General features: G+C 58.2%; 13 protein-coding genes. 5 read left to right on the top strand and 8 right to left on the bottom strand.

The genetic code is table 11. The annotated features are described in order from the left end of the window. Positions 1–103 precede the first annotated feature (103 nt). Positions 104–982 carry a DMT family transporter gene (locus NMK_RS03320; RefSeq protein WP_109014328.1) on the bottom strand — a complete coding sequence of 293 codons (879 nt, stop codon included), beginning with the start codon at positions 980–982 and terminating at the stop codon, positions 104–106. Between the two features lie 98 nt (positions 983–1,080). On the opposite strand from NMK_RS03320, the gene dapC reads away from it, so the two are divergent. Further along, complete coding sequence (gene dapC, locus NMK_RS03315; protein ID WP_109014327.1) at positions 1,081–2,259, top strand: succinyldiaminopimelate transaminase; 1,179 nt, start codon at positions 1,081–1,083, stop codon at positions 2,257–2,259. Positions 2,260–2,334: 75 nt separating this feature from the next. Here dapC and NMK_RS03310 read toward each other — a convergent pair whose 3' ends face one another. Next, positions 2,335–3,822, bottom strand: coding sequence for an adenylate/guanylate cyclase domain-containing protein (locus NMK_RS03310; RefSeq protein ID WP_146187125.1), 1,488 nt, complete (start codon positions 3,820–3,822; stop codon positions 2,335–2,337). Positions 3,823–3,963: 141 nt separating this feature from the next. Then, complete coding sequence (miaA, locus tag NMK_RS03305; RefSeq protein WP_265415756.1) at positions 3,964–4,872, bottom strand: tRNA (adenosine(37)-N6)-dimethylallyltransferase MiaA; 909 nt, start codon at positions 4,870–4,872, stop codon at positions 3,964–3,966. A 187-nt stretch (positions 4,873–5,059) separates the two neighbouring features. On the opposite strand from miaA, the gene NMK_RS03300 reads away from it, so the two are divergent. Further along, entirely contained in the window at positions 5,060–6,685 is a 1,626-nt protein-coding gene (locus NMK_RS03300) for a methyl-accepting chemotaxis protein (RefSeq protein WP_109014324.1), read from the top strand. A 3-nt stretch (positions 6,686–6,688) separates the two neighbouring features. On the opposite strand, the gene NMK_RS03295 is transcribed toward NMK_RS03300, so the two are convergent. From NMK_RS03295 to NMK_RS03285, 3 genes are all read right to left on the bottom strand, one after another. Then, the gene (locus NMK_RS03295) at positions 6,689–7,963 is read right to left on the bottom strand and encodes an MFS transporter (protein WP_109014323.1); all 1,275 of its coding nucleotides are present in this window, start codon (positions 7,961–7,963) and stop codon (positions 6,689–6,691) included. 71 nt (positions 7,964–8,034) lie between these two features. Further along, the gene (mutL, locus tag NMK_RS03290; RefSeq protein WP_109014399.1) at positions 8,035–9,855 is read right to left on the bottom strand and encodes a DNA mismatch repair endonuclease MutL; all 1,821 of its coding nucleotides are present in this window, start codon (positions 9,853–9,855) and stop codon (positions 8,035–8,037) included. A gap of 46 nt (positions 9,856–9,901) precedes the next feature. Beyond that, on the bottom strand, positions 9,902–11,110 hold the full coding sequence (locus NMK_RS03285; RefSeq protein ID WP_109014322.1) for a DesA family fatty acid desaturase: 1,209 nt from the start codon (positions 11,108–11,110) through the stop codon (positions 9,902–9,904). 124 nt (positions 11,111–11,234) lie between these two features. Between NMK_RS03285 and NMK_RS03280 the strand changes: the two genes are divergently transcribed. After that, positions 11,235–11,663 carry a hypothetical protein gene (locus NMK_RS03280; protein ID WP_109014321.1) on the top strand — a complete coding sequence of 143 codons (429 nt, stop codon included), beginning with the start codon at positions 11,235–11,237 and terminating at the stop codon, positions 11,661–11,663. 35 nt (positions 11,664–11,698) lie between these two features. Here NMK_RS03280 and NMK_RS03275 read toward each other — a convergent pair whose 3' ends face one another. Then, positions 11,699–12,160 carry a cyanophycin metabolism-associated DUF1854 family protein gene (locus NMK_RS03275; protein ID WP_109014320.1) on the bottom strand — a complete coding sequence of 154 codons (462 nt, stop codon included), beginning with the start codon at positions 12,158–12,160 and terminating at the stop codon, positions 11,699–11,701. Beyond that, a complete protein-coding gene (locus NMK_RS03270) occupies positions 12,157–14,442 on the bottom strand; it encodes a cyanophycin metabolism-associated ABC transporter (protein WP_109014319.1) in 2,286 nt (761 codons plus the stop codon). The genes NMK_RS03275 and NMK_RS03270 overlap by 4 nt, the downstream gene beginning before the upstream one ends. A 252-nt stretch (positions 14,443–14,694) precedes the next feature. On the opposite strand from NMK_RS03270, the gene NMK_RS03265 reads away from it, so the two are divergent. Together NMK_RS03265 and cphA are read left to right on the top strand one after the other, a co-directional pair. After that, entirely contained in the window at positions 14,695–16,872 is a 2,178-nt protein-coding gene (locus tag NMK_RS03265) for a cyanophycin synthetase (protein WP_109014318.1), read from the top strand. 35 nt (positions 16,873–16,907) lie between these two features. Continuing rightward, complete coding sequence (gene cphA, locus NMK_RS03260; RefSeq protein WP_109014317.1) at positions 16,908–19,475, top strand: cyanophycin synthetase; 2,568 nt, start codon at positions 16,908–16,910, stop codon at positions 19,473–19,475. Positions 19,476–19,602 lie beyond the last annotated feature (127 nt).

Below are 19,602 nucleotides of genomic sequence, written 5' to 3'. Positions count from 1 at the left end.
CTTAATTCCTACAACTTGTAGGGAACAGCTCACCTTTGGCTTGAGCTGCAACACATTTTGGTGCGGCACAACGTGCAGCGATGTCAAATTCGGTGCATTTTGCTTACTTCTTCTCTTCCATCTTGCCCGAATAAAGTGCGGCGCCGATGATCATCAGGCCGCCTATCCATTCACGCGGTGATAGTTCTTCGCCTGCCAGCCAGTAGGATGACACTGCTGCGACTACAAGCTCGAACATGAAAATCACTGCGGCTTTGTTAGCAGGCGTGTTAGTCACGCCCAACTGGACCAGCCACGTGGTCGCCGCCAGCGCCAAGCCCATCAATAGCATCATGCCCCAATGGATTGAGCTGATGGATGGCAGCGCCCCATGCGGGTGCTGGACCAACATGAAAACGCCGGCAATGACGAACACGCCGATCCACACGGCAAACGACTTGGCCTGCAACGATACATGGCCTGCCCAGCGCGTCATGACGTTCGTTGAAGCAAAGCCGAAGCCTGCAGAAAGCGCAATCCATTCCGCCCAGTTTTGCGGCAAGGGCCAGCTGCCCGGTTGCCACAGCATGGTCAGCATACCCAGCAGGGATAGCAGCATCACCACGTAGCCGGGACGCCCTGGTTTCTCGTGCAGCAGGAATCGGGCAAGTATCAGCGTCCAAAGCGGTGCGAGATAAAACAGCAGCAGCACGCGCATGACTTCGCCTTCGAGCACCGCAAGCACATAGCTGAGGTTGGTCCAGCCTGCGGCGATGGCGATCCAGAAGGCTTCTTTGGGGATATGGCGCACTTCGCGCCAATGCCGTGCAAATACGACGATACCGGCCAGCAAGGCGAATCCGTAGGTCAATAGGCTCGACTGGATACCGGTAATGCCGGCTTCTTCCAATAATCGATAGGGATACCAGATAAGCCCCCAAACGACAGCACCGAAAATGAGACCGAACTGGGAAAAGGTTTGAGACGGGGTGAAATTCGACATGCCGGCAATCTAGCAGAAAAGCCGCTGCGAACGAAATTCATGGATTGTGACTGTCTGCCGAGACTGACCTTAGGTGCGCGAGCGGTTATAATTTAGGGATGAATCCGAACCTATCCAAGCTGCATCCCTACCCGTTCCAGAAACTGCGCGATCTGTTCCAGGGCATTACGCCCAACCCGTCGCTACGTCAGGTGAATCTCTCCATCGGCGAGCCCAAGCACGAGACGCCGGGATTCATCAAACAGGCGCTGATCAACGGGATGGACGGATTGTCCAACTATCCGACGACCTTGGGCAGCATATCGCTGCGCGAGGCGATTTCGGACTGGATGGTCCGCCGCTACGGGATTCCGGCGCTCGATATCGAAAAACAGATCATTCCCGTCAACGGTAGTCGTGAGGCTTTATTCGCTTTCGCCCAAGCTGTCATCGATCCGACGCGCGCTAATCCTGTCGTGGTCAGCCCTAACCCTTTCTACCAGATATACGAGGGCGCAGCGCTGCTGGCCGGGGCCGAGCCGTATTTCCTCAATACCCTGCCCGACAACGATTTCCGCATGGATTACGCCAGTGTGCCGGAATCCGTCTGGCAGCGGACGCAATTGCTGTACGTCTGCTCGCCCGGCAACCCAACGGGCAAGGTCATGAACCTGGACGATTGGCGCGAAGTTTTTGCACTGGCCGACAAATACGGCTTTGTCATCGCTTCCGACGAGTGCTATTCGGAAATCTACTTCGATGAGGCGAACCCGCCGCTAGGCGCGCTTCAGGCCGCACATAAGCTGGGCCGCGATTACACCAACCTCGTGATGTTCAGTAGCTTGTCCAAGCGTTCCAACGTGCCGGGCATGCGATCGGGTTTTGTCGCTGGCGACGCCAAGATATTGGAAAAATTCCTGCTGTATCGCACCTATCACGGCTGCGCCATGAATCCTGCGGTGCAGGTTGCAAGTGCCTCTGCCTGGAGCGATGAAGCCCATGTGCTGGAAAATCGTCGTCAATACCGCGAAAAGTTTGCGGCCGTAACCCCCATGCTCAAATCCGTGCTCGACGTCGACATGCCGGATGCGGCCTTCTATCTATGGGCTAAAACTCAAGGCTCGGATACCGAGCTTGCGCAGAAGCTCTATCGTGAATGCAACATCATCGTGCTTCCAGGAAGTTTCCTGGCCCGCGAAGCGCATGGCGTGAATCCTGGTGCCGGTTTTGTGCGTATCGCCCTGGTTGCCTCGCTGGAGGAATGCGTGGAAGCCGCAGAACGTATCGCTGCGCTTTAACTCGGCGGTAAAAACAAAAACGGCGAGCCGGACATCCTGGCTCGCCGTTTTTTTGTGCCTCGCGATTGGCCGTTTCTACTCACCCACTTCCACGATTTCGGTAATCGCCAATGCGGCGATATCCACCAGCTTTTCATAGCGCGGCGAAGTCAGGTCGATCAATTCGGAAAGCCTGGAATACGAGGCGTTGACGAAGACTTCGCGGCCGTCGCGATCCTGGCGCTTGATGCCGAACCTGACCTTGCTGCGCTCTTCCACCGACAGCTTGCCCAACAAATTCTTGGTGGCCCAGATCGAACCGTGACGGGCGAAGTCTGACAAACGTGCGGCATGATTGATGGTGTCGCCCAGTACCGTGAACTCGACCTTGGTTTCGGCATGGAACACGCCCAGCCACTCATGACCTTCGTTAAGCCCGGTGTTGAGGAACAGCTCGTTGAGCCAGTTCTTGCGCAGTTGCCATTCCTTGCTGATGCGGCGCATGGCCTCGCGCATCTCCAACGCGCAATTCAAGGCATTGACGATGTAATTGCAGTCCGGCTGCGGGAAGAAGTAATACACCATGCCGTCGCCGACATGCTTTCCATGCGTGCCGTAATAACGGCGGAAAATCGGATCCATGGTGGCCCAGATCTGATTGATCAGTTCGAAATACTCCTCGGGCGGAAGCTCGGAACAGATGCGAACGGAATTCTGTAAATCGGCCACCATGACCGCAACATCGGTTAATACCGGCAGGCGTCTTTTTAGTAGGTTGCGGATGACTTCGTCGCGGCGTTCCAGCAGCCCCAACAAGCCATTCGCCCCTGCGCCTTCGTGGGCAAAAATCACTAAAATCCCTTCACGAAAATAGGATGCGTAAACTCGGTAATACTCGTCCTTGCCATCAGTGCCCTTGAGTTGCAAAGGCAGTTCGGCAATCGGACTGGAACTGGCGCCGTTCACCCCGGCCAAGGTCCCCGTCACCCCCAGCGATGCGTTCCCAAGCACCGAAGCCACACGCTCGCGGCCCATCTGCATGTGCAGTTGGGCAAACGCCTCGCGGTTTTGCAGTTGGCTACCGTAGCTGCCGCGATTGAAGAATTCCAGCACGCTACGTTCCTTGGTATCCGCAGGCAGCTTGTCGAAGTTACTCAGCAGCATGGCGCGAGCTTCTTCGTTGTACCAGTTGATCTCCAGATTGTAGTTGACCATGTAGGCGGGATAAGGCACTTGGTCGATGGTGAGGCGCAAGGGGCCGGTTTCGGGTAAGGAACGTACTTCGGCAGCTTTTGACTGAGACTGAGGTGTTTCGATGGCTTGGTTTTGCGACATTTCGAATCCTTCCAGTTGGAGTTGGTGCGCGATGTCGTGCATGGCGACACCATCTTTTTTCAGTTGTTTGATGCGTTCGATACGGCTAAGGGTGTTCTCCGGGAAATGGCCGATTTGACGGGCTCGGGTCTGGGCATCGTCGCCTGGGCTGGCGACAACGGGACGCGGCAGCAAACCCAACGCAATATAGTTATTGAGCGTGGCGCGCGATATGCCGGTGGCTTTGATAATGTCCAGACTGGTCAACACAATATTTAGACAGTTTAAACAACTGCTTTAACTTGTTTAGACAGTTCCAGTCTGAATTAATAAACTGTCCAAGTCAAGCGGAATGTAGCATTTATCCTACAACTGGGTGTTGCAATCCTACAACAGGCCAGAAGTTATTCCTTACCACAGCGCGAACTGTCTAATGTTATGTATTAGACACTCTACGTAATTGGCATTTAGACAGTCCATGTGTTGCGTATCTTGCATTCCTCGCAGCCAGGTCATTTGACGTTTAGCCAGTTGGCGCGTCGCCGCGATTCCTTTCTCGCGTAGTTCTGCGTGACTGATTTCCCTTTCAAGGTATTCCCAGGCTTGGCGATAACCCACGCATCGCATGGACGGCATATTCGGGTTCAGATCGTAGCTTTCGCGCAATGCTTTCACTTCGGTGATCAGCCCCTCCTCCAACATCAGGTCGAAGCGTTGGGCGATACGCTGGTGCAACACAGCGCGGTCGGATGGCAGTAATGCGATTTTGAGCAAGCGATAAGGAAAACGGTCGGTTTTATCTTCGCGCAGCAAAGCCGACATCGGTCGCCTTGTTATCAGGAAGATTTCGAGCGCCCTTTCGATGCGCTGAGCATCGTTGGGTTGTAGTCGCGCCGCGGTTTCAGGATCGATGCGTTGCAATTCCTCGTGCATGGCCGGCCAGCCGATTTTTTCGGCGCGAGCAATCAACTCTTCGCGTAATTCAGGATCGGCTTGCGGCAATTGGCTCAAGCCGTGCTGCAGCGCGTTGAAATACAACATGGTGCCGCCTACAAGCATGGGAATCCTGCCCCGTGCCGTGGCCTCCCCCATCAAATGTAAAGCATCCGTGCGGAATTGAGCCGCGGAATAAGCTTCCGTGGGATCGATGATATCGATGAGGTGATGAGGTGCCTGCTGCAAGGTTGCGGCATCCGGCTTGGCCGTGCCGATATTCATGTCGCGGTAGACCAGCGCCGAGTCCACGCTGATCAGTTCCACCGGCATCTGCTGCGCAAGTTCCACGGCCGCGGCGGTTTTACCGCTGGCTGTGGGGCCCATGAGGAAAATGGCTGGGGGTAAGGTTGAAGATGGCATCCGTAACGAAAGAGTCATAGTACTGCAGTGGGATTAGCACTTAATTTGTGCGAATTGACGCACCAAAATGATGCGATTTTGTAGGGAATTCCTTATACTTCCGGCCCAATAACAAGAAATCAGAAAATGAAGTCTTCGAGGGACCAAGAATATGAGAATCCTCTTTAATGTTTCGATCAAGACGCAATTGTATGCGTTATCCGGCTTGCTGTTGTTGCTCATGCTGTTCATCGGATTATCCGGTCTGTTTCGACTGCACTCCTCCAATGAGGCATTCGCCTCGGTCTACAACGACCGCGTGGTTCCCTTGAAACAGCTCAAGGTGGTTGCGGACATGTACGCCGTCAATATTGTCGATACGTCTCATAAGACAAGAAATCGCAATATCGACTGGGATGCAGCCATCAAGAACGTGGATGAGGCCGAAGCCAAGGTCAAGGAAAACTGGAATGCTTACATGGGTACATATATGGACCCACAAGAAAAGGCATTGGCTTCCGATACTTCCGCAAGCATTAAAGTCGCCGATCAGGCGGTGGACGAGCTAAAACGGATACTGGCCGCGCACGACGAAACGTCGCTTGCGGAGTTCACGACATCCCGACTCTACCCAGCTATCGATCCCGTTTCAGGCAAGATTTCCGATTTGGTGGAACTGCAACTTGATCGCGCAAACAAAGGGTTCGGCGCATCCCAGCAGGCTTACTTGCTGACGCGCAACGTGACGATCGTTATGCTGCTGCTCGCGGTCGGCTTGGGGCTGGTGCTGAGTACCATGATCATCAGAACCATCAATCAACCGCTCAACATTGCCGGCGACGCAGCCAAGCGGATCGCCAACGGCGATCTTTCACGTGACGTCGAAGTCATCGGCACTAATGAAGCCGGTCAATTGTTGATGGCTATCCGCAATATGCGCCGTCATTTGGTCGACATGATTGGAAAAATAGACGAAAACGTGCAGGAGGTATCCCAGGCCGCCAGCCAATTGGCAGCAGCTTCTCATCAGGTTGCAAGTAGTTCGGAACAGCAAAGCGAGGCTACGGCTTCGGTTGCGGCTGCGGTGGAAGAACTGACGGTAAGTATCGAACGCGTGTCCGATAACGCGTTGGCTGCTGAGCAAAAAGTTGTCGAATCCGGCCAGCTCTCGATCCAGGGCGGGCAGGAGGTACACCATGCAGCCGCTGAAATGACTCGCATAGCTCAAGCCGTGGGCCACACAGTGCAGCAAATGGAATCGTTGGGTGGCCAAGCCCAGCAAATCGACAAAATCGCCGGCGTCATCAGCGAAGTTGCCGATCAGACCAATCTACTGGCGTTGAATGCGGCCATCGAGGCGGCGCGTGCCGGGGAGCAAGGTCGTGGATTTGCTGTCGTCGCCGACGAAGTTCGCAAGCTGGCCGAGCGCACGACGGCCTCGGCACAGGAAATTACTGCTGTCATTAGCTCCGTGCAGGCGCATACCGAAGAAGCCTCGCTCAGCATGCAAAAAGGCCATGAGCGCGTTACCGAAGGGGTTGCCCTGGCGACGCGAGCAGGTACGTCCATGCATCAGATCAGCGAGAGCTCGGAACAAGTGGTTTATGTCGTAGCGGATATCTCGTCGGCACTCAAGGAGCAGAAGATCGCGAGCAGCAGCATTGCGCAGAATGTGGAACGCATCGCGCAAATGACTGAGGAAAACAGCGCAGCCGTGTCCGAAGTCGCTTCCGCCGCAGCACGTCTCGAAGCCTTGGCGGTCAGCCTCAAGCAGGCATCGGATGGGTTTCGTACCTGATCGTCAGAAAGCCTGGTCGCGCGTCTCACGCATCAGGGCGACGGCAAGCAGGCTGATCGCGGCGGCGGCGGAAACGTAGCCGCCGACCCAGGCCAAACCTCCTTGTGCGACGAGTTGCTGCGCGATGTACGGTGCAAAGGATGCGCCCAGAATGCCACCCAGATTATAAGCGGCGCCCGCCCCGGTGTAGCGCACCTGCGGGGGGAACAATTCCGGCAGCAAGGCGCCCATTGGCGCAAAGGTCGCTCCCATGAGAAAAAGCTCCAGCGACAGGAACGCCGTGATCTGCACGTAATCGCCGCTGCCCAGCATGGGCGCCAAGGCGAATCCGGATAGCAGCGCGGCAAAACCCGCCGCCAATAAGACCGAACGACGTCCGAAACGGTCTCCCGCCCAGGCGGCTAACGGCGTGGCAGCTGCCATGAATACGACGGCAACACAGAGCATGCCGAGGAAATGCGGACGCGGAATATGCAGCGTGCCGGTGCCGTAGCTCAACGAAAACACTGTCGAGATATAAAACAGCGCATAGCACACCACCATCGCCAAGGCACCAAGTGACATCGGCGCGGCGTGCTTTCTTAGCATTTCCATTGCCGGCACGGCCACATTTTCATGACGCGCCAGGGCTTGGGCGAATACCGGTGTTTCGGCAAGTTTCAGCCGTACGTACAAACCGACCATAACCAACAATGCGCTGGCGATAAACGGGATACGCCAACCCCAGGCACGAAATTCTGTGTCATCCAGCCCCCATGCCAGCAGCAGGAAACTTCCCGTCGCGCAGAGAAAGCCAGCCGGTGGGCCAAGTTGCGGAAACATGCCGAACCATCCGCGTCGGGCCTTGGGTGCGTTTTCCGTCGCCAGGAGCGCCGCGCCACCCCACTCACCTCCCAGGCCGATACCTTGGCCGAATCGCAGCAAGCAAAGAAGGACGGGCGCCACGGAGCCGATGGCATCGTATCCTGGCAGAAATCCGATCAACGTCGTCGAGACGCCCATCACCAGCAGCGAGGCTACCAATGTCGCCTTGCGGCCGATGCGGTCGCCGAAGTGGCCGAACACCAGCGCGCCGAGCGGTCGCGCCAGAAAAGCGATGCCGAACGTCAGGAAGGCGTTGAGCGCCTGCGCGGCAGTATCGCCCTTGGGGAAAAACACCGGGCCGATGACTAGGGCTGCGGCCATGCCATAGATGTAGAAGTCGTAAAACTCGATGGCCGTACCGATGAAACTGGCGAAGGCGATGCGTAGGGTGGATACGGGAGAGTGATTGTTCATGCGCTTATGATGCGGTCACGATTGATTGTCAGTTGATATGACGCTTAGCCGACACGGCCGGCAAAGCTGGCTTATTGCCCACGCATGAACATTTTGTCGAGGTCTGCCATCGACAGATGAAACCAGGTGGGGCGCCCGTGATTGCATTGCTCCGATCGTTCCGTCGCCTCCATATCGCGCAGCAAGGCGTTCATCTCGGTGATCGTCAGCGAGCGGTTGGCACGTACGGCGGAGTGGCAAGCCATAGTGGCGAGGAGTTCGTTACGGCGTTCGGTCAACACTCGACTGCCGCCGTATTCACGGACATCTCGCAACACATCCCGCGCCAGCGCCACAGCGTCAGAATCGGCCAGGATGGCGGGGATCGAACGCACGGCCAAGGTCGTGGGCGAGAGCACGGCGATTTCGAATCCCAAATCGGCCAGCACTTCGCCCTGCTCTTCCGCAGTGGCGACTTCCAGACGATCCGCATGAAAACTCAATGGCAAGAGCAGCGGCTGGGTAGCAATGGCCTCGGCATCCAGCGCTGTCTTGAGCTTTTCGTACATGATGCGTTCATGAGCGGCGTGCATGTCCACGACGATCAGCCCCTGTTTGTTTTGGGCCAGGACGTAGACGCCATGAAGTTGGGCAATAGCAAAGCCGAGTGGGAAATCCTGCGGCAATTCCTGTGAAATCGATTGAACTGCCTGGGCTACTGCAATATCCGCGAAAGTTGCACCTTCTGATGTCCCTGTCGGCAAGGGCGTGCTGCGCCCGAATAGCGTCTCGTAAAAATTCTGCCCCTCACCGGCGCGCAGCGGAATTTGCGGCTGGTAGGTCGGATAAGGCTGGGCCTGGAAGGCCGGGGTCGGTGGTGCGGATGCAGTCTCGGCAACGATCAACGGTGCAGCCGTGGTCGCCGTGCCGGCAGTCGTGGCAAGCGCCTTATGCAACGAGTGGAAAATGAATCGGTGCACGGCTTGGCCGTCGCGGAAACGTACCTCGGTCTTGGTCGGATGTACGTTTGCATCGACCAGTGCCGGATCGATCTCAAGGAACAAGACAAAGGCCGGATGACGCTCGTGATGCAGCACATCCTGGTAAGCCTGGCGAATAGCGTGGGCGATCAACTTGTCTCGGACAAAACGGCCGTTGACGTACACATACTGGGCGTCGCGCCCCATGCGCGAAAACGTCGGTTTGGCCGCCATGCCCCACAAGCGCAGCGCGCCGCCCTGCTCGTCCAGCGGCAATGCGGCTGCGGCGAATTCGGTGCCCAGCACAGCGCCGATACGCTTGGAAGCCTCGGAAGACGGCAATCGCCATTTAGCGCTGCCGTTATGGGTCAACTGAAATCCGACATCGGGCCGCGACAGCGCAACGCGTTTGAAAGCTTCTTCGCAGTGGCCGAACTCCGTCGCTTCCGTTTTCAGGAATTTACGCCGCGCCGGGGTATTGAAATATAAATCCTGCATCTCGACGATAGAACCGCCTTCCAGCGCCGCCGGTTGCAAGGCCGAATACTGACCTCCGTCGGCGTCGATACGCCACGCGTGGCGTTCTCCCCGTGCACGGCTGGTCAGGGACAGACGCGATACCGAAGCCACGCTGGCTAAGGCTTCACCGCGAAAGCCGAGGCTCGCGACATTCTCCAGGTCTTCCAGACTGGCGATCTTGCTGGTGGCATGGCGTGCCAGCGCTAGGGCCAGTTCTTCCTTGGGAATGCCGATACCGTCATCCGCCACGCGCAGCGACTTGATGCCGCCTTGCTGCAGGCTCACTGCAATATCGGTCGATTGAGCGTCGAGGCTGTTTTCGAGGAATTCCTTAAGCGCTGAGGCGGGACGTTCCACCACTTCGCCGGCGGCGATTTGGCTGATGAGAACGTCGGGGAGAAGTTGGATGGGCATGGCGACGATTATACCTGCCATGCCGGGAATCAATTAAGACAGATATTTAGGCGTAGCAGCGCAGTTGCTGTGAAAACTCCTGCAATGCGCGAATACCGCTTTGTTCGGCCCGGCGACACCAGTCTTCCAACTGCTGAACCAACTGTTCTCGCGAGGTCGTGGACTTGGCGCCGAACTCGACCAATTCCTGCCGCATCGAGTCGATGGTGCGCAAGATGCTGCTGGCATGCAGCGCCTGGCTCAAGATGGAAAGTTGGGGCTCGGGCAGGTTGCCCGTTCCTTTTTGCAGCCATTGCTTGACCGTACTGTTGGCCCAGGCCTGTTTGAAATCGGGCAATGGGTGCGACTTACGCAGTTGCTTGAATTCCCGGATGGCCGTGCGTTTGAGGATGCGGGCAAAGCGCGCCTGGACCTCGTAGCGATGCACGATCAGGGCCTGCAGCGTGACGAGATCGCATTGCGGCTTGAACGGTACTCGACGCATCCTCGGCGCTACCTTCAGCACCCTAGCGAGCCGAAATGCAGCCAGCGTGCGGATATAAGCCCAGCCGATATCGAATTCCCACCACCTGTTGGAGAGCCGGGCCGAGGCGCTGAACGCGTGATGATTGTTGTGCAGTTCCTCGCCGCCGATCAGGACGCCCCAGGGCAGGATGTTGCGCGACGCGTCTTCCGTGACGAAATTGCGATAACCCCAGAAATGTCCGATACCGTTGATGACGCCGGCTGCGAAAAAGGGAATCCAGATCATCTGCACCGCCCATACTGTGATGCCGATTGCCCCGAACAGCATGACATCGAGTACGAACATCAGTGCAATGCCCAGGCTGGGATGGCGGGCGTAGACGTTGCGTTCCAGCCAATCGTCCGGAGTGCCTTTGCCGTAAACTTGCAAGGTCTCCTTGTTCCTGGCTTCCTTGCGATAGAATTCGCTGCCTTCCAGCAGAATGTTGCTAATACCGTGGATTTGCGGGCTGTGCGGGTCTTCTTCGGTTTCGCAGGTGACGTGGTGCTTGCGGTGGATTGCCACCCATTCCTTTGTCACGATGCCAGTGGTCAGCCATAGCCAGAACCGGAAAAAATGACTCACGACGGGATGCAGCGTCAAGGCGCGGTGCGACTGGTGGCGATGCAGGAAGATGGTCACGGAGGCGATGGTGACATGCGTCATGGCGAGGGCTGCCAAGGCAAACCCCCACCAGGGCAAATCGAACCAGGGAACACCGAGTAAAGGCAGATCGAATGAGCCGGACATAAGAACCTCCGAGTGTTGCAGGACCGCGGGAATCGCCGTCGAAAAGCGCCATCTGCGATAATATCAGCGGTGTATCGCGCCGGTGCGGAAACGAAAAAATTTTCTTTTGCGGGAACTATTTACGATGAAAACCATATCCATTCTGACGTTCGCGGCCTTGCTCGCCGGATGTGCCGCAGAGACGGCCAAAAGCAATGGCCCCAGCGAGCGATTGACCGATCAGCTGGCCGCCATTCAGGTCATCAAGACACAGCCCACTGCAACCAAGGATTGCCCTGTGACGGTCAAAGTCACCAACAAGATGGGAATAGACTGGGATGGCGTCAGCTATCAGCTGGGCGCAATGAATAAATTGGGGGTGGCGACTGGCCAGATCATCGGTGCGCCGCGGCATGCCACAAAGCCGGGCGCCACATTAACGGAGAGCAACCAGGTATTGGGCGTCCCCTGCGATAAAATCGTCAACGTCTCGGTGCTGTATTTTTCTTACTACCCTGTCGGTAAGAACGCCGTGCACATCCACAATGTGCAGGTGAAGGCGCAGCTTAAATAACGCGACTACCGGCTGTGCCGTCCAGGGCACAGCCCTTACAGGAACCGGTCGAGGATGCGGCGGCCGGTCTTGTCCAACGTCGTAATGTCGCGGATCAGGTACTGGATGCCGTGGCTGTCTGCCACGATCAATGTGGTCTGGCCCAAACGGCGTAAATCTTCTTCGCCTTTCAACACGAACGACGCCTCGCCGCGGTCTGTTACCACGTCCCAGGTGCTCGGCGTGGCAAAGCTGGATACACCCTTGATGCGTTGAATGGCTGGCATGAATTCGCGACTGGCGAGTTCATCTTTGAGTAACGCGGCAATCTCGGCGGGCAAATCTTTTAGACGGTCGATCCAGGCTACTTCATGCCCTTCCGTATTCACTACGGCAATACCTGCTTCCGGTGCAGTCACGGGAAAGGCACGTACCGGCAGCACGCCCTCGTGCCGGATGCCTTCTCCGTCGGTCAAAACCAGTCGTCCGAAGGCGTTGCGGGTCAATTCAAAGCTCATGCGTCACCCTCCTCGTCGTCACTGTCATCAATGTCGGTATCCACGTTGCGGGCCTGGGCCTGATACAACTGGTAATACGCCCCTTCCTTCGCCATCAGTTCGTCGTGGCTGCCGACTTCGACCACTTGTCCGCGATCCAGCACGACCAGACGGTCGGCCTTGCGTAGTGTGGAGAGTCGGTGCGCGATAGCAATCGTGGTGCGACCTTGCACCAGATTGTCGAGGGCTTTCTGGATTTCCTTTTCAGTCGTCGAATCGACCGAGGACGTTGCTTCGTCCAGGATGAGAATGCGCGGATCGATCAGCAAGGCTCGGGCGATGGAAATGCGCTGGCGTTCGCCGCCGGAGAGGCTCTGCCCGCGCTCGCCTACCAACGAATCGTAGCCTTGCGGCAGACGCAAGATGAACTCATGCGCATGGGCTGCGCGCGCCGCGGCGATGATTTCCTCGCGCGTGGCGTCCGGCTTGCCGTAGGCGATGTTCTCGGCAATGGTGCCGAAGAACAGGAAAGGTTCTTGCAATACCAGGCCGATATTGCTTCGGTATTCGGCCACTGGAAGGGAGCGAATATCCACGCCGTCGATGAACACCGCACCTTCGGTCGCATCGTAGAAGCGGCAGATCAGGTTGACCAGGGTACTCTTGCCGGAGCCGCTATGACCGACCAGTCCCACCATTTCACCCGGCGCAATGGCGAGATCAACACCGCGCAAAATGGCGCGGTTGCCGTAGCGGAAGCCCACATCGCGGACCTCGATCCGGCCTTGCACGGCGCCAAGATGCACGGGATTCGTCGGCTCGGGGACGCTGGAAACGTGGTCGAGGATATCGAAAATACGCTTGGCACCCGCCGCGGCCTTTTGCGTGACCGAGACGATACGGCTCATGGAGTCGAGACGAGCGTAGAAGCGGCTGATATAAGCCAGGAACGCCGTCAGCACGCCGACCGTGATCTGGTCCTTGGAAACCAGCCAGATACCGAATGCCCAGACGACTAGCAGCCCGGCCTCGGTAAGCAGCGAGACCGTCGGGGAAAACAGCGACCAGATCTTGTTGAGCTTGTCGTTGACAGCCAGGTTGTGACGATTGGCATTGCGGAAGCGCTCCGCCTCGCGCCGCTCCTGTGCGAAGGCTTTCACCACGCGGATGCCGGGAATGGTATCGGCCAGCACGTTGGTGACTTCGGACCACACGCGGTCGATTTTTTCGAACCCGGTGCGCAGCTTGTCTCGCACCACATGGATCATCCAGGCGATGAACGGCAGCGGCAGCAGCGTGACCAGCGCCAGCCAGGGATTGATGGAAAACAGGATCGCGGCCGTCATGACGATCATGAGCACGTCTGTGGCGAAATCCAGCAGGTGAAGCGACAGGAACACGCAAATACGATCCGTCTCGCTGCCGATGCGCGCCATCAAGTCGCCGGTGCGGCGCCCGCCGAAATATTCCAGGGAGAGTCGCAGCAAGTGTTCGTAGGTCGTCGTACGCAAATCGGCGCCGATACGTTCGCTCACCAGCGCCAGGATATAAGTCTTGGCCCAGCCCAACCCCCAGGCCAGGAGCGCCGAACCGAGCAAGCCGGAAAGCAGCAGGCCGACTATTTTAGGATCGATCGGCGCGCCGTTCTGGTAGGGGATCAACACCTTGTCCATGAGCGGCATGGTGAGGTACGGCGGCACCAGGGTGGCCGCGGTCGAGGCCAAGGTCAGCAGGAATCCCGCCAGCAGCTGGTTTTTGTAAGGCTTGGCGAAGCGCCAGAGGCGGAACAAGGTCCAGGTCGAGGGCGGCGTATGGATTTCCTGCGTGCAGATCGGGCACTCTTCCTGATCCGGCTCCAATGGTGCCTTGCATTTGGGGCAAATCGCCTCGTTAGCCTGTTTGACCGGTTCGCCGGTGACATGGCTTTCCAGGTGTTGCTCGAAATGATCGACCAGCTTGAGCGCAGCCACATTGACCGCCAGCGTGTAGCGCCAATTGGCCAGGCGTTGCTGGGCGTCTACCAGTTCCAGTGTGCCCACGCCCGCATGATCGGTGTGCTTGAGCATTAAACCCGGTCGATAACCCCATTCCTGCCAGGTTTCGCCGGTCTCCGGCGTTTTCGCCAAAAGGCGGCGATTGGTGACGACGATCCAGCCTTGCGAAAACGTCAGCCTAGTGTCGAGGTCGAGTTCCAGCCATGATAAAATCGCCTCGTTCCCGGCAAGGCGCGGCACAAGCTCGCGGCTCAATGGGTCTGGCAGGCTGGGACTGTTGGACGTCGGGGATAGCGCGGTGTTATTCATACTCGATTCATGGGCCGGCATCGGGCCGGAAAACGCCGCAAGTATAACCGAGAGTCCCCACTTCTTGACCGAACCTCATACATCTCAGCCGGAACACGCGAACTCGGCAACGTTCCATACCAGAACGAATTTCGCGAGTAAGGCTGGAGTAAGCCTCCCCTATTACTATCCGCTTGCAATGTTGTGCAAGAACCGCCTGCTTTCCGAGATTGCAGGCAATTATTGAAGCACTGTTAAGGCCAATCGCCGCAAATGCAAAAGAAAGACATCAAGTTTCTCCGCATCAATTATCTTCGCGGGCCGAACATGTGGACCTATCGTCCCGTGCTCGAAGCCTGGATCGACATCGGCGTGCTGGAGGATTTTCCTTCCAACACCCTCCCCGGTTTTTATGATCGCCTGACCGCATGGCTGCCCAGTCTGGTCGAGCATCGCTGCGGTGTGGGCGAGCGCGGCGGTTTCCTGATGCGCTTGCGTGAAGGCACCTGGGCCGGGCATATCCTGGAACACGTGACCATCGAACTGCAAAACCTCGCCGGCATGCAGAGCGGTTTCGGCAAGGCACGCGAAACCTCGACCCGCGGCGTGTATAAGGTGGTCGTGCGCTCCCGCCATGAAGAAGTCAGCCGCTTCGCCATGATGGAAGCACGCGAGCTGATCTTGGCCGCGATAGAAGACCGTCCCTACGACGTCAAGGCGACGGTGATCAAGCTGCAGGACATGGTGGATTCGCTCTGCCTCGGCCCCAGCACCGGTTGCATCGTCGATGCAGCGACTGACCGCCGCATTCCCCATATCCGCCTGAATGAAGGCAACCTGGTTCAACTCGGCTACGGCAGCCATCAGCGTCGCATCTGGACGGCTGAGTCTGACTTGACCAGCGCCATCGGCGAAAGTATTTCCCGCGACAAAAACCTCACCAAGAGCCTGCTGCAATCCTGCGGTGTACCTGTACCCGAAGGCGAGATCGTCGAAAGCGCTGAAGAAGCCTGGGAAGCGGCTGAAGACATCGGTCTGCCGGTCGTGGTCAAGCCGACCGACGGCAATCACGGCCGCGGCGTTTCGACCAATCTCACTACGCGTGAAGAGGTCGAGGCGGCCTATGCTGTCGCCATCGAAGAAGGCAGCGAAGTCATCGTCGAGCGCTTCATTCCCGGCCACGAGCATCGATTACTGGTTGTCGGCAAGCGCGTGGTCGCTGCTGCCCGCGGCGAAATCGCCGGTGTGGTGGGCGACGGCAAATCGACCATCCTCGAACTCATCGAAAGCCAGATCAACAGCGACCCGCGCCGGGGCGAAGCCGAGGAATACCCGCTCAGCCTGATTATTGTCGACCGCGAGCCGGTGGTGAAACTGGAACTCAAGCGTCAGGGCTTTACCCCCGAATCCGTCCCGCCCGCCGGCAAGGAAGTGTTGATCCAGCGTAACGGCAATGTCTCCATCGATATCACCGACCAAGTCCATCCGGAAGTGGCCGAAGCGGCTGCCCTCGCGGCTCGCATTGTTGGCCTGGATATCGCCGGCATCGATTTGGTAGCGCAAGACATTTCGCGCCCCTTGGAAGAACAAGGCGGCGCCATCGTCGAAGTCAACGCCGGCCCCGGCCTGCTCATGCACCTCAAGCCGGCCGAAGGCGAACCGCGTCCGGTGGGCCAAGCCATCGTCGATCATCTGTTCCCCGAAGACGAATCCGGGCGCATTCCCATCGTCGGCATTACCGGCAGCCGAGGCAAAACCAAGGTTGCAAGACTGGTCGCACGCCTGCTCAACCTATCCGGCAAGCAAACCGGTTTGGCGTGCAGCGACGGCCTGTTCTTCGGCACGCGCCAAGTTGAAAAAGGCTACAGCAAGCCCTGGGAATCAGGCCGCAAGATACTGCTCAATCGCACTACGCAAGCCGCCGTGTTCGAAAACAGCCCGCGTGCCATCCTGGCCGACGGCCTGGTGTACGACCGGTGCCAGGTGGGTGTGGTAACGAATATCCTCAACGCCGAAGGTCTCGCCGATTTCTACGTGCACAACGAGGAGCAGGTCTACAACGTGCTCCGCACCCAGGTAGATGTGGTGCTGCCTGACGGTTACGCCGTTTTGAATGCCGCCGACCCGTTGGTAGTGGAAATGGCGCCGCTGTGCGACGGCGGCGTGATTTTCTATGCGCTGACGCAGTTGTCTTCCATGGGCGAGCATTTGGCCGAAGGCGGTCGCGCCGTATTCGTACGCGACGAGCAGATCATCCTGGCGGCCGGGCTGAATGAAACCGTGCTGGTCAACCTGAACGCCATCCCCATGGTGCGCGACGGTGTTGGCGACATCATGGTCGAGAACCTGTTGGCTGCAGTTGCCACGGCATGGGCGCTGGACATTCCCATCGAGATCATCCGCGCCGGTACCGAAGGCTTCGACCTGCAGCTGGCCGGCATTATCAAGTGAACTTGCAAGACTAAAAACGAGTAGGAAACCACTTCATGGAAGTTTCTCGTATCCGGGCTTTACGCGGCCCTAACCTGTGGAGCCGCCACACCGCCATCGAAGCCGTCGTATCGTGTATCGATGCCGCGTGTTTCATCCCCGACATCCCTGCTTTCGAAGCCCGCCTGCGCGAGCGCTTCCCCGGCATCGGCCTGTTGCAGCCCGAAGGCCACGACGAACCCATTGCCATGGCCCACGCCCTGGAATGCGCTGCGCTGGATCTGCAAGCACATGCCGGTTGCCCGGTGACATTCAGTCGCACCCAGCCCACTACGGAACCAGGGATTTTCCAGGTTATCGTCGAATACAGCGAAGAACCTGTCGGTCGTCTGGCCTTCGAACTGGCTCAAGACTTGGTGCGCGCGGCACTCAACGACACGCCGTTCGATCTCGATGATGCCCTCACTCGTTTGCGCGAGTTGGATGAAGACGTGCGCCTGGGTCCCAGTACCGGTTCCATCGTGTTAGCCGCTGCTGCACGAGGCGTTCCCTATCGTCGTCTGACGGAAGGCAGCCTGGTGCAGTTTGGCTGGGGCAGCAAACAGCGCCGCATCCAGGCTGCAGAAACCGATCGTACCGGCGCCATCGCCGAGGCCATTGCGCAAGACAAGGAACTCACCAAGCAATTGCTTGATGCCGCCGGCGTGCCTGTGCCGCTCGGCAAGACGGTACGCACCACAGAAGAAGCCTGGGCGGCCGCGCTGGAAGTAGGTTTGCCCGTGGTGGTAAAACCGCAGGACGGTAATCAGGGCAAGGGCGTCACCGTCAACATCACCACGCAAGAGCAACTCAACGCCGCGTTTGCCGCCGCGGTGGAAATTAGCGACAACATCCTGGTCGAGCGCTTCCTCCCCGGCCACGATTACCGCCTGCTAGTGGTCGGCAACCAGGTCGTGGCGGCCGCCCGTCGCGATCCGCCGCTCGTCATCGGCGACGGCGAGCACACCATCCGCCAGTTGATCGACCAGGTCAACAGCGATCCGCGACGCGGTGAAGGCCATGCGACCTCGCTGACCAAGATTCGCCTTGACGACATCGCCATCGCACGCCTCGAACTGCAAGGCCTGACGCCGGACGACGTGCCGTCCAAGGGCAAGCGCGTGGTGTTGCGCAACAACGCCAATCTCAGCACTGGCGGTACCGCTACAGACGTTACCGAGGACGTACATCCGGAAATGGCGGCGCGCGCCGTGGCTGCGGCGCAAATGGCCGGACTGGATATCTGCGGCGTGGACGTGGTCTGCGACAGCGTCATTAAATCCATGGAAGAACAAGGTGGCGGCGTGGTCGAAGTCAATGCCGCACCGGGCTTGCGCATGCACTTACAGCCCTCGTTCGGCAAGGGCCGTCCGGTGGGTGAAGCCATTGTCTCCACCATGTTCGGTCCGGGCGAAGACGGCCGCATCCCCATCGTTGCGGTCGCCGGCACCAACGGCAAGACCACCACGGTACGCCTCACCTCCCACATCCTCACGCTGAGCGGCAATCGCGTGGGCATGACCAATTCCGACGGCGTCTACATCGAGAAAAAACGCATCGATACCGGCGATTGCAGCGGCCCCAAAAGCGCACGCAATGTCCTGCTGCATCCGGATGTGGATGCAGCCGTATTCGAAACGGCACGCGGCGGCATCCTGCGCGAAGGCCTGGCCTTCGACCGCTGCAATGTAGCCGTCGTCACCAATATCGGCCTGGGCGACCACCTCGGCCTGAGCTTTATCACCACGGTGGAAGACCTGGCCGTGGTCAAGCGCGTCATCGTTCAGAACGTGGCACCGGACGGCATGGCTGTACTTAACGCCATGGACCCGATGACGGCAGCCATGGCCGATGCCTGTCCGGGCAGTGTGACTTATTTCTCCATGGATCTGCACCATCCGATCGCCTATACGCACCGGGCCCAGGGCAAGCGCCTGGTCTACCTGGACGGCGATGCCATCGTGGCGGCAGAAGGCAGTTTCGAAGAGCGCATTCCGCTGGCCGACATCTACATCACGCATAACGGCGCGATTCGTTTCCAGATCGAGAACGCCATGGCCGCAACAGCGGCCGCCTGGGGTCTCAATCTTGATTGGGCGATTATTCGCGAAGGCCTCAAGACCTTCGTCAACGACGCCCAGACTGCGCCGGGCCGCTTCAACCTGTTCAACTATCGCGGCGCGACGCTCATCGCCGACTACGGTCATAACCCGGACGCCATCATCGCGCTGGTCAACGCCGTGGAGAACATGCCGGCCAAGCGTCGCTCGGTGGTCATCAGCGGCGCGGGCGACCGTCGCGACGTGGATATCCGCCATCAGACGGAAATTCTCGGCGACATATTCGACGACGTGATCCTCTACCAGGACCAATGCCAGCGCGGTCGTGCCGACGGCGAAGTGCTTGGGCTCCTACGCCAGGGGCTCGTCAATGCCAAGCGCGCCAGCCATGTGGAGGAAATCCGCGGCGAGTTTGCCGCCATCGATGCGGCTTTGGCACGGTTGAAAGAAGGCGACTTGTGTTTGATCCTGATCGACCAGATCGATGAAGCACTGGCGCATATCGCCAAGCGTGTCGCGGAGTAGCGGTATCGCTTAAAAACATAAAAAGCGTCATAAAATCAATAATAAAAAGCGCAGGCGGATCAGCTCCCCTGCGCTTTTGTTTTAGAATGTCCAGCGGGTAGGCAGCATGGTACTTGTGCGGGATTGC

The organism is Novimethylophilus kurashikiensis (genome assembly GCF_003112435.1).
GTDB classification, from domain to species: domain Bacteria; phylum Pseudomonadota; class Gammaproteobacteria; order Burkholderiales; family Methylophilaceae; genus Novimethylophilus; species Novimethylophilus kurashikiensis.
This window is presented reverse-complemented; position numbering and strand designations above follow the sequence as displayed.

What these genes read in the sequence shown, in the direction of transcription:
- NMK_RS03320 (WP_109014328.1), bottom strand. Translation starts at nt 982, where the DNA reads ATGTCGAATTTCACCCCGTCTCAAACCTTTTCCCAGTTCGGTCTCATT.
- dapC (WP_109014327.1), top strand. Translation starts at nt 1,081, where the DNA reads ATGAATCCGAACCTATCCAAGCTGCATCCCTACCCGTTCCAGAAACTG.
- miaA (WP_265415756.1), bottom strand. Translation starts at nt 4,872, where the DNA reads ATGGGCCCCACAGCCAGCGGTAAAACCGCCGCGGCCGTGGAACTTGCG.
- NMK_RS03300 (WP_109014324.1), top strand. Translation starts at nt 5,060, where the DNA reads ATGAGAATCCTCTTTAATGTTTCGATCAAGACGCAATTGTATGCGTTA.
- NMK_RS03295 (WP_109014323.1), bottom strand. Translation starts at nt 7,963, where the DNA reads ATGAACAATCACTCTCCCGTATCCACCCTACGCATCGCCTTCGCCAGT.
- mutL (WP_109014399.1), bottom strand. Translation starts at nt 9,855, where the DNA reads ATGCCCATCCAACTTCTCCCCGACGTTCTCATCAGCCAAATCGCCGCC.
- NMK_RS03285 (WP_109014322.1), bottom strand. Translation starts at nt 11,110, where the DNA reads ATGTCCGGCTCATTCGATCTGCCTTTACTCGGTGTTCCCTGGTTCGAT.
- NMK_RS03280 (WP_109014321.1), top strand. Translation starts at nt 11,235, where the DNA reads ATGAAAACCATATCCATTCTGACGTTCGCGGCCTTGCTCGCCGGATGT.
- NMK_RS03275 (WP_109014320.1), bottom strand. Translation starts at nt 12,160, where the DNA reads ATGAGCTTTGAATTGACCCGCAACGCCTTCGGACGACTGGTTTTGACC.
- NMK_RS03270 (WP_109014319.1), bottom strand. Translation starts at nt 14,442, where the DNA reads ATGAATAACACCGCGCTATCCCCGACGTCCAACAGTCCCAGCCTGCCA.
- NMK_RS03265 (WP_109014318.1), top strand. Translation starts at nt 14,695, where the DNA reads ATGCAAAAGAAAGACATCAAGTTTCTCCGCATCAATTATCTTCGCGGG.
- cphA (WP_109014317.1), top strand. Translation starts at nt 16,908, where the DNA reads ATGGAAGTTTCTCGTATCCGGGCTTTACGCGGCCCTAACCTGTGGAGC.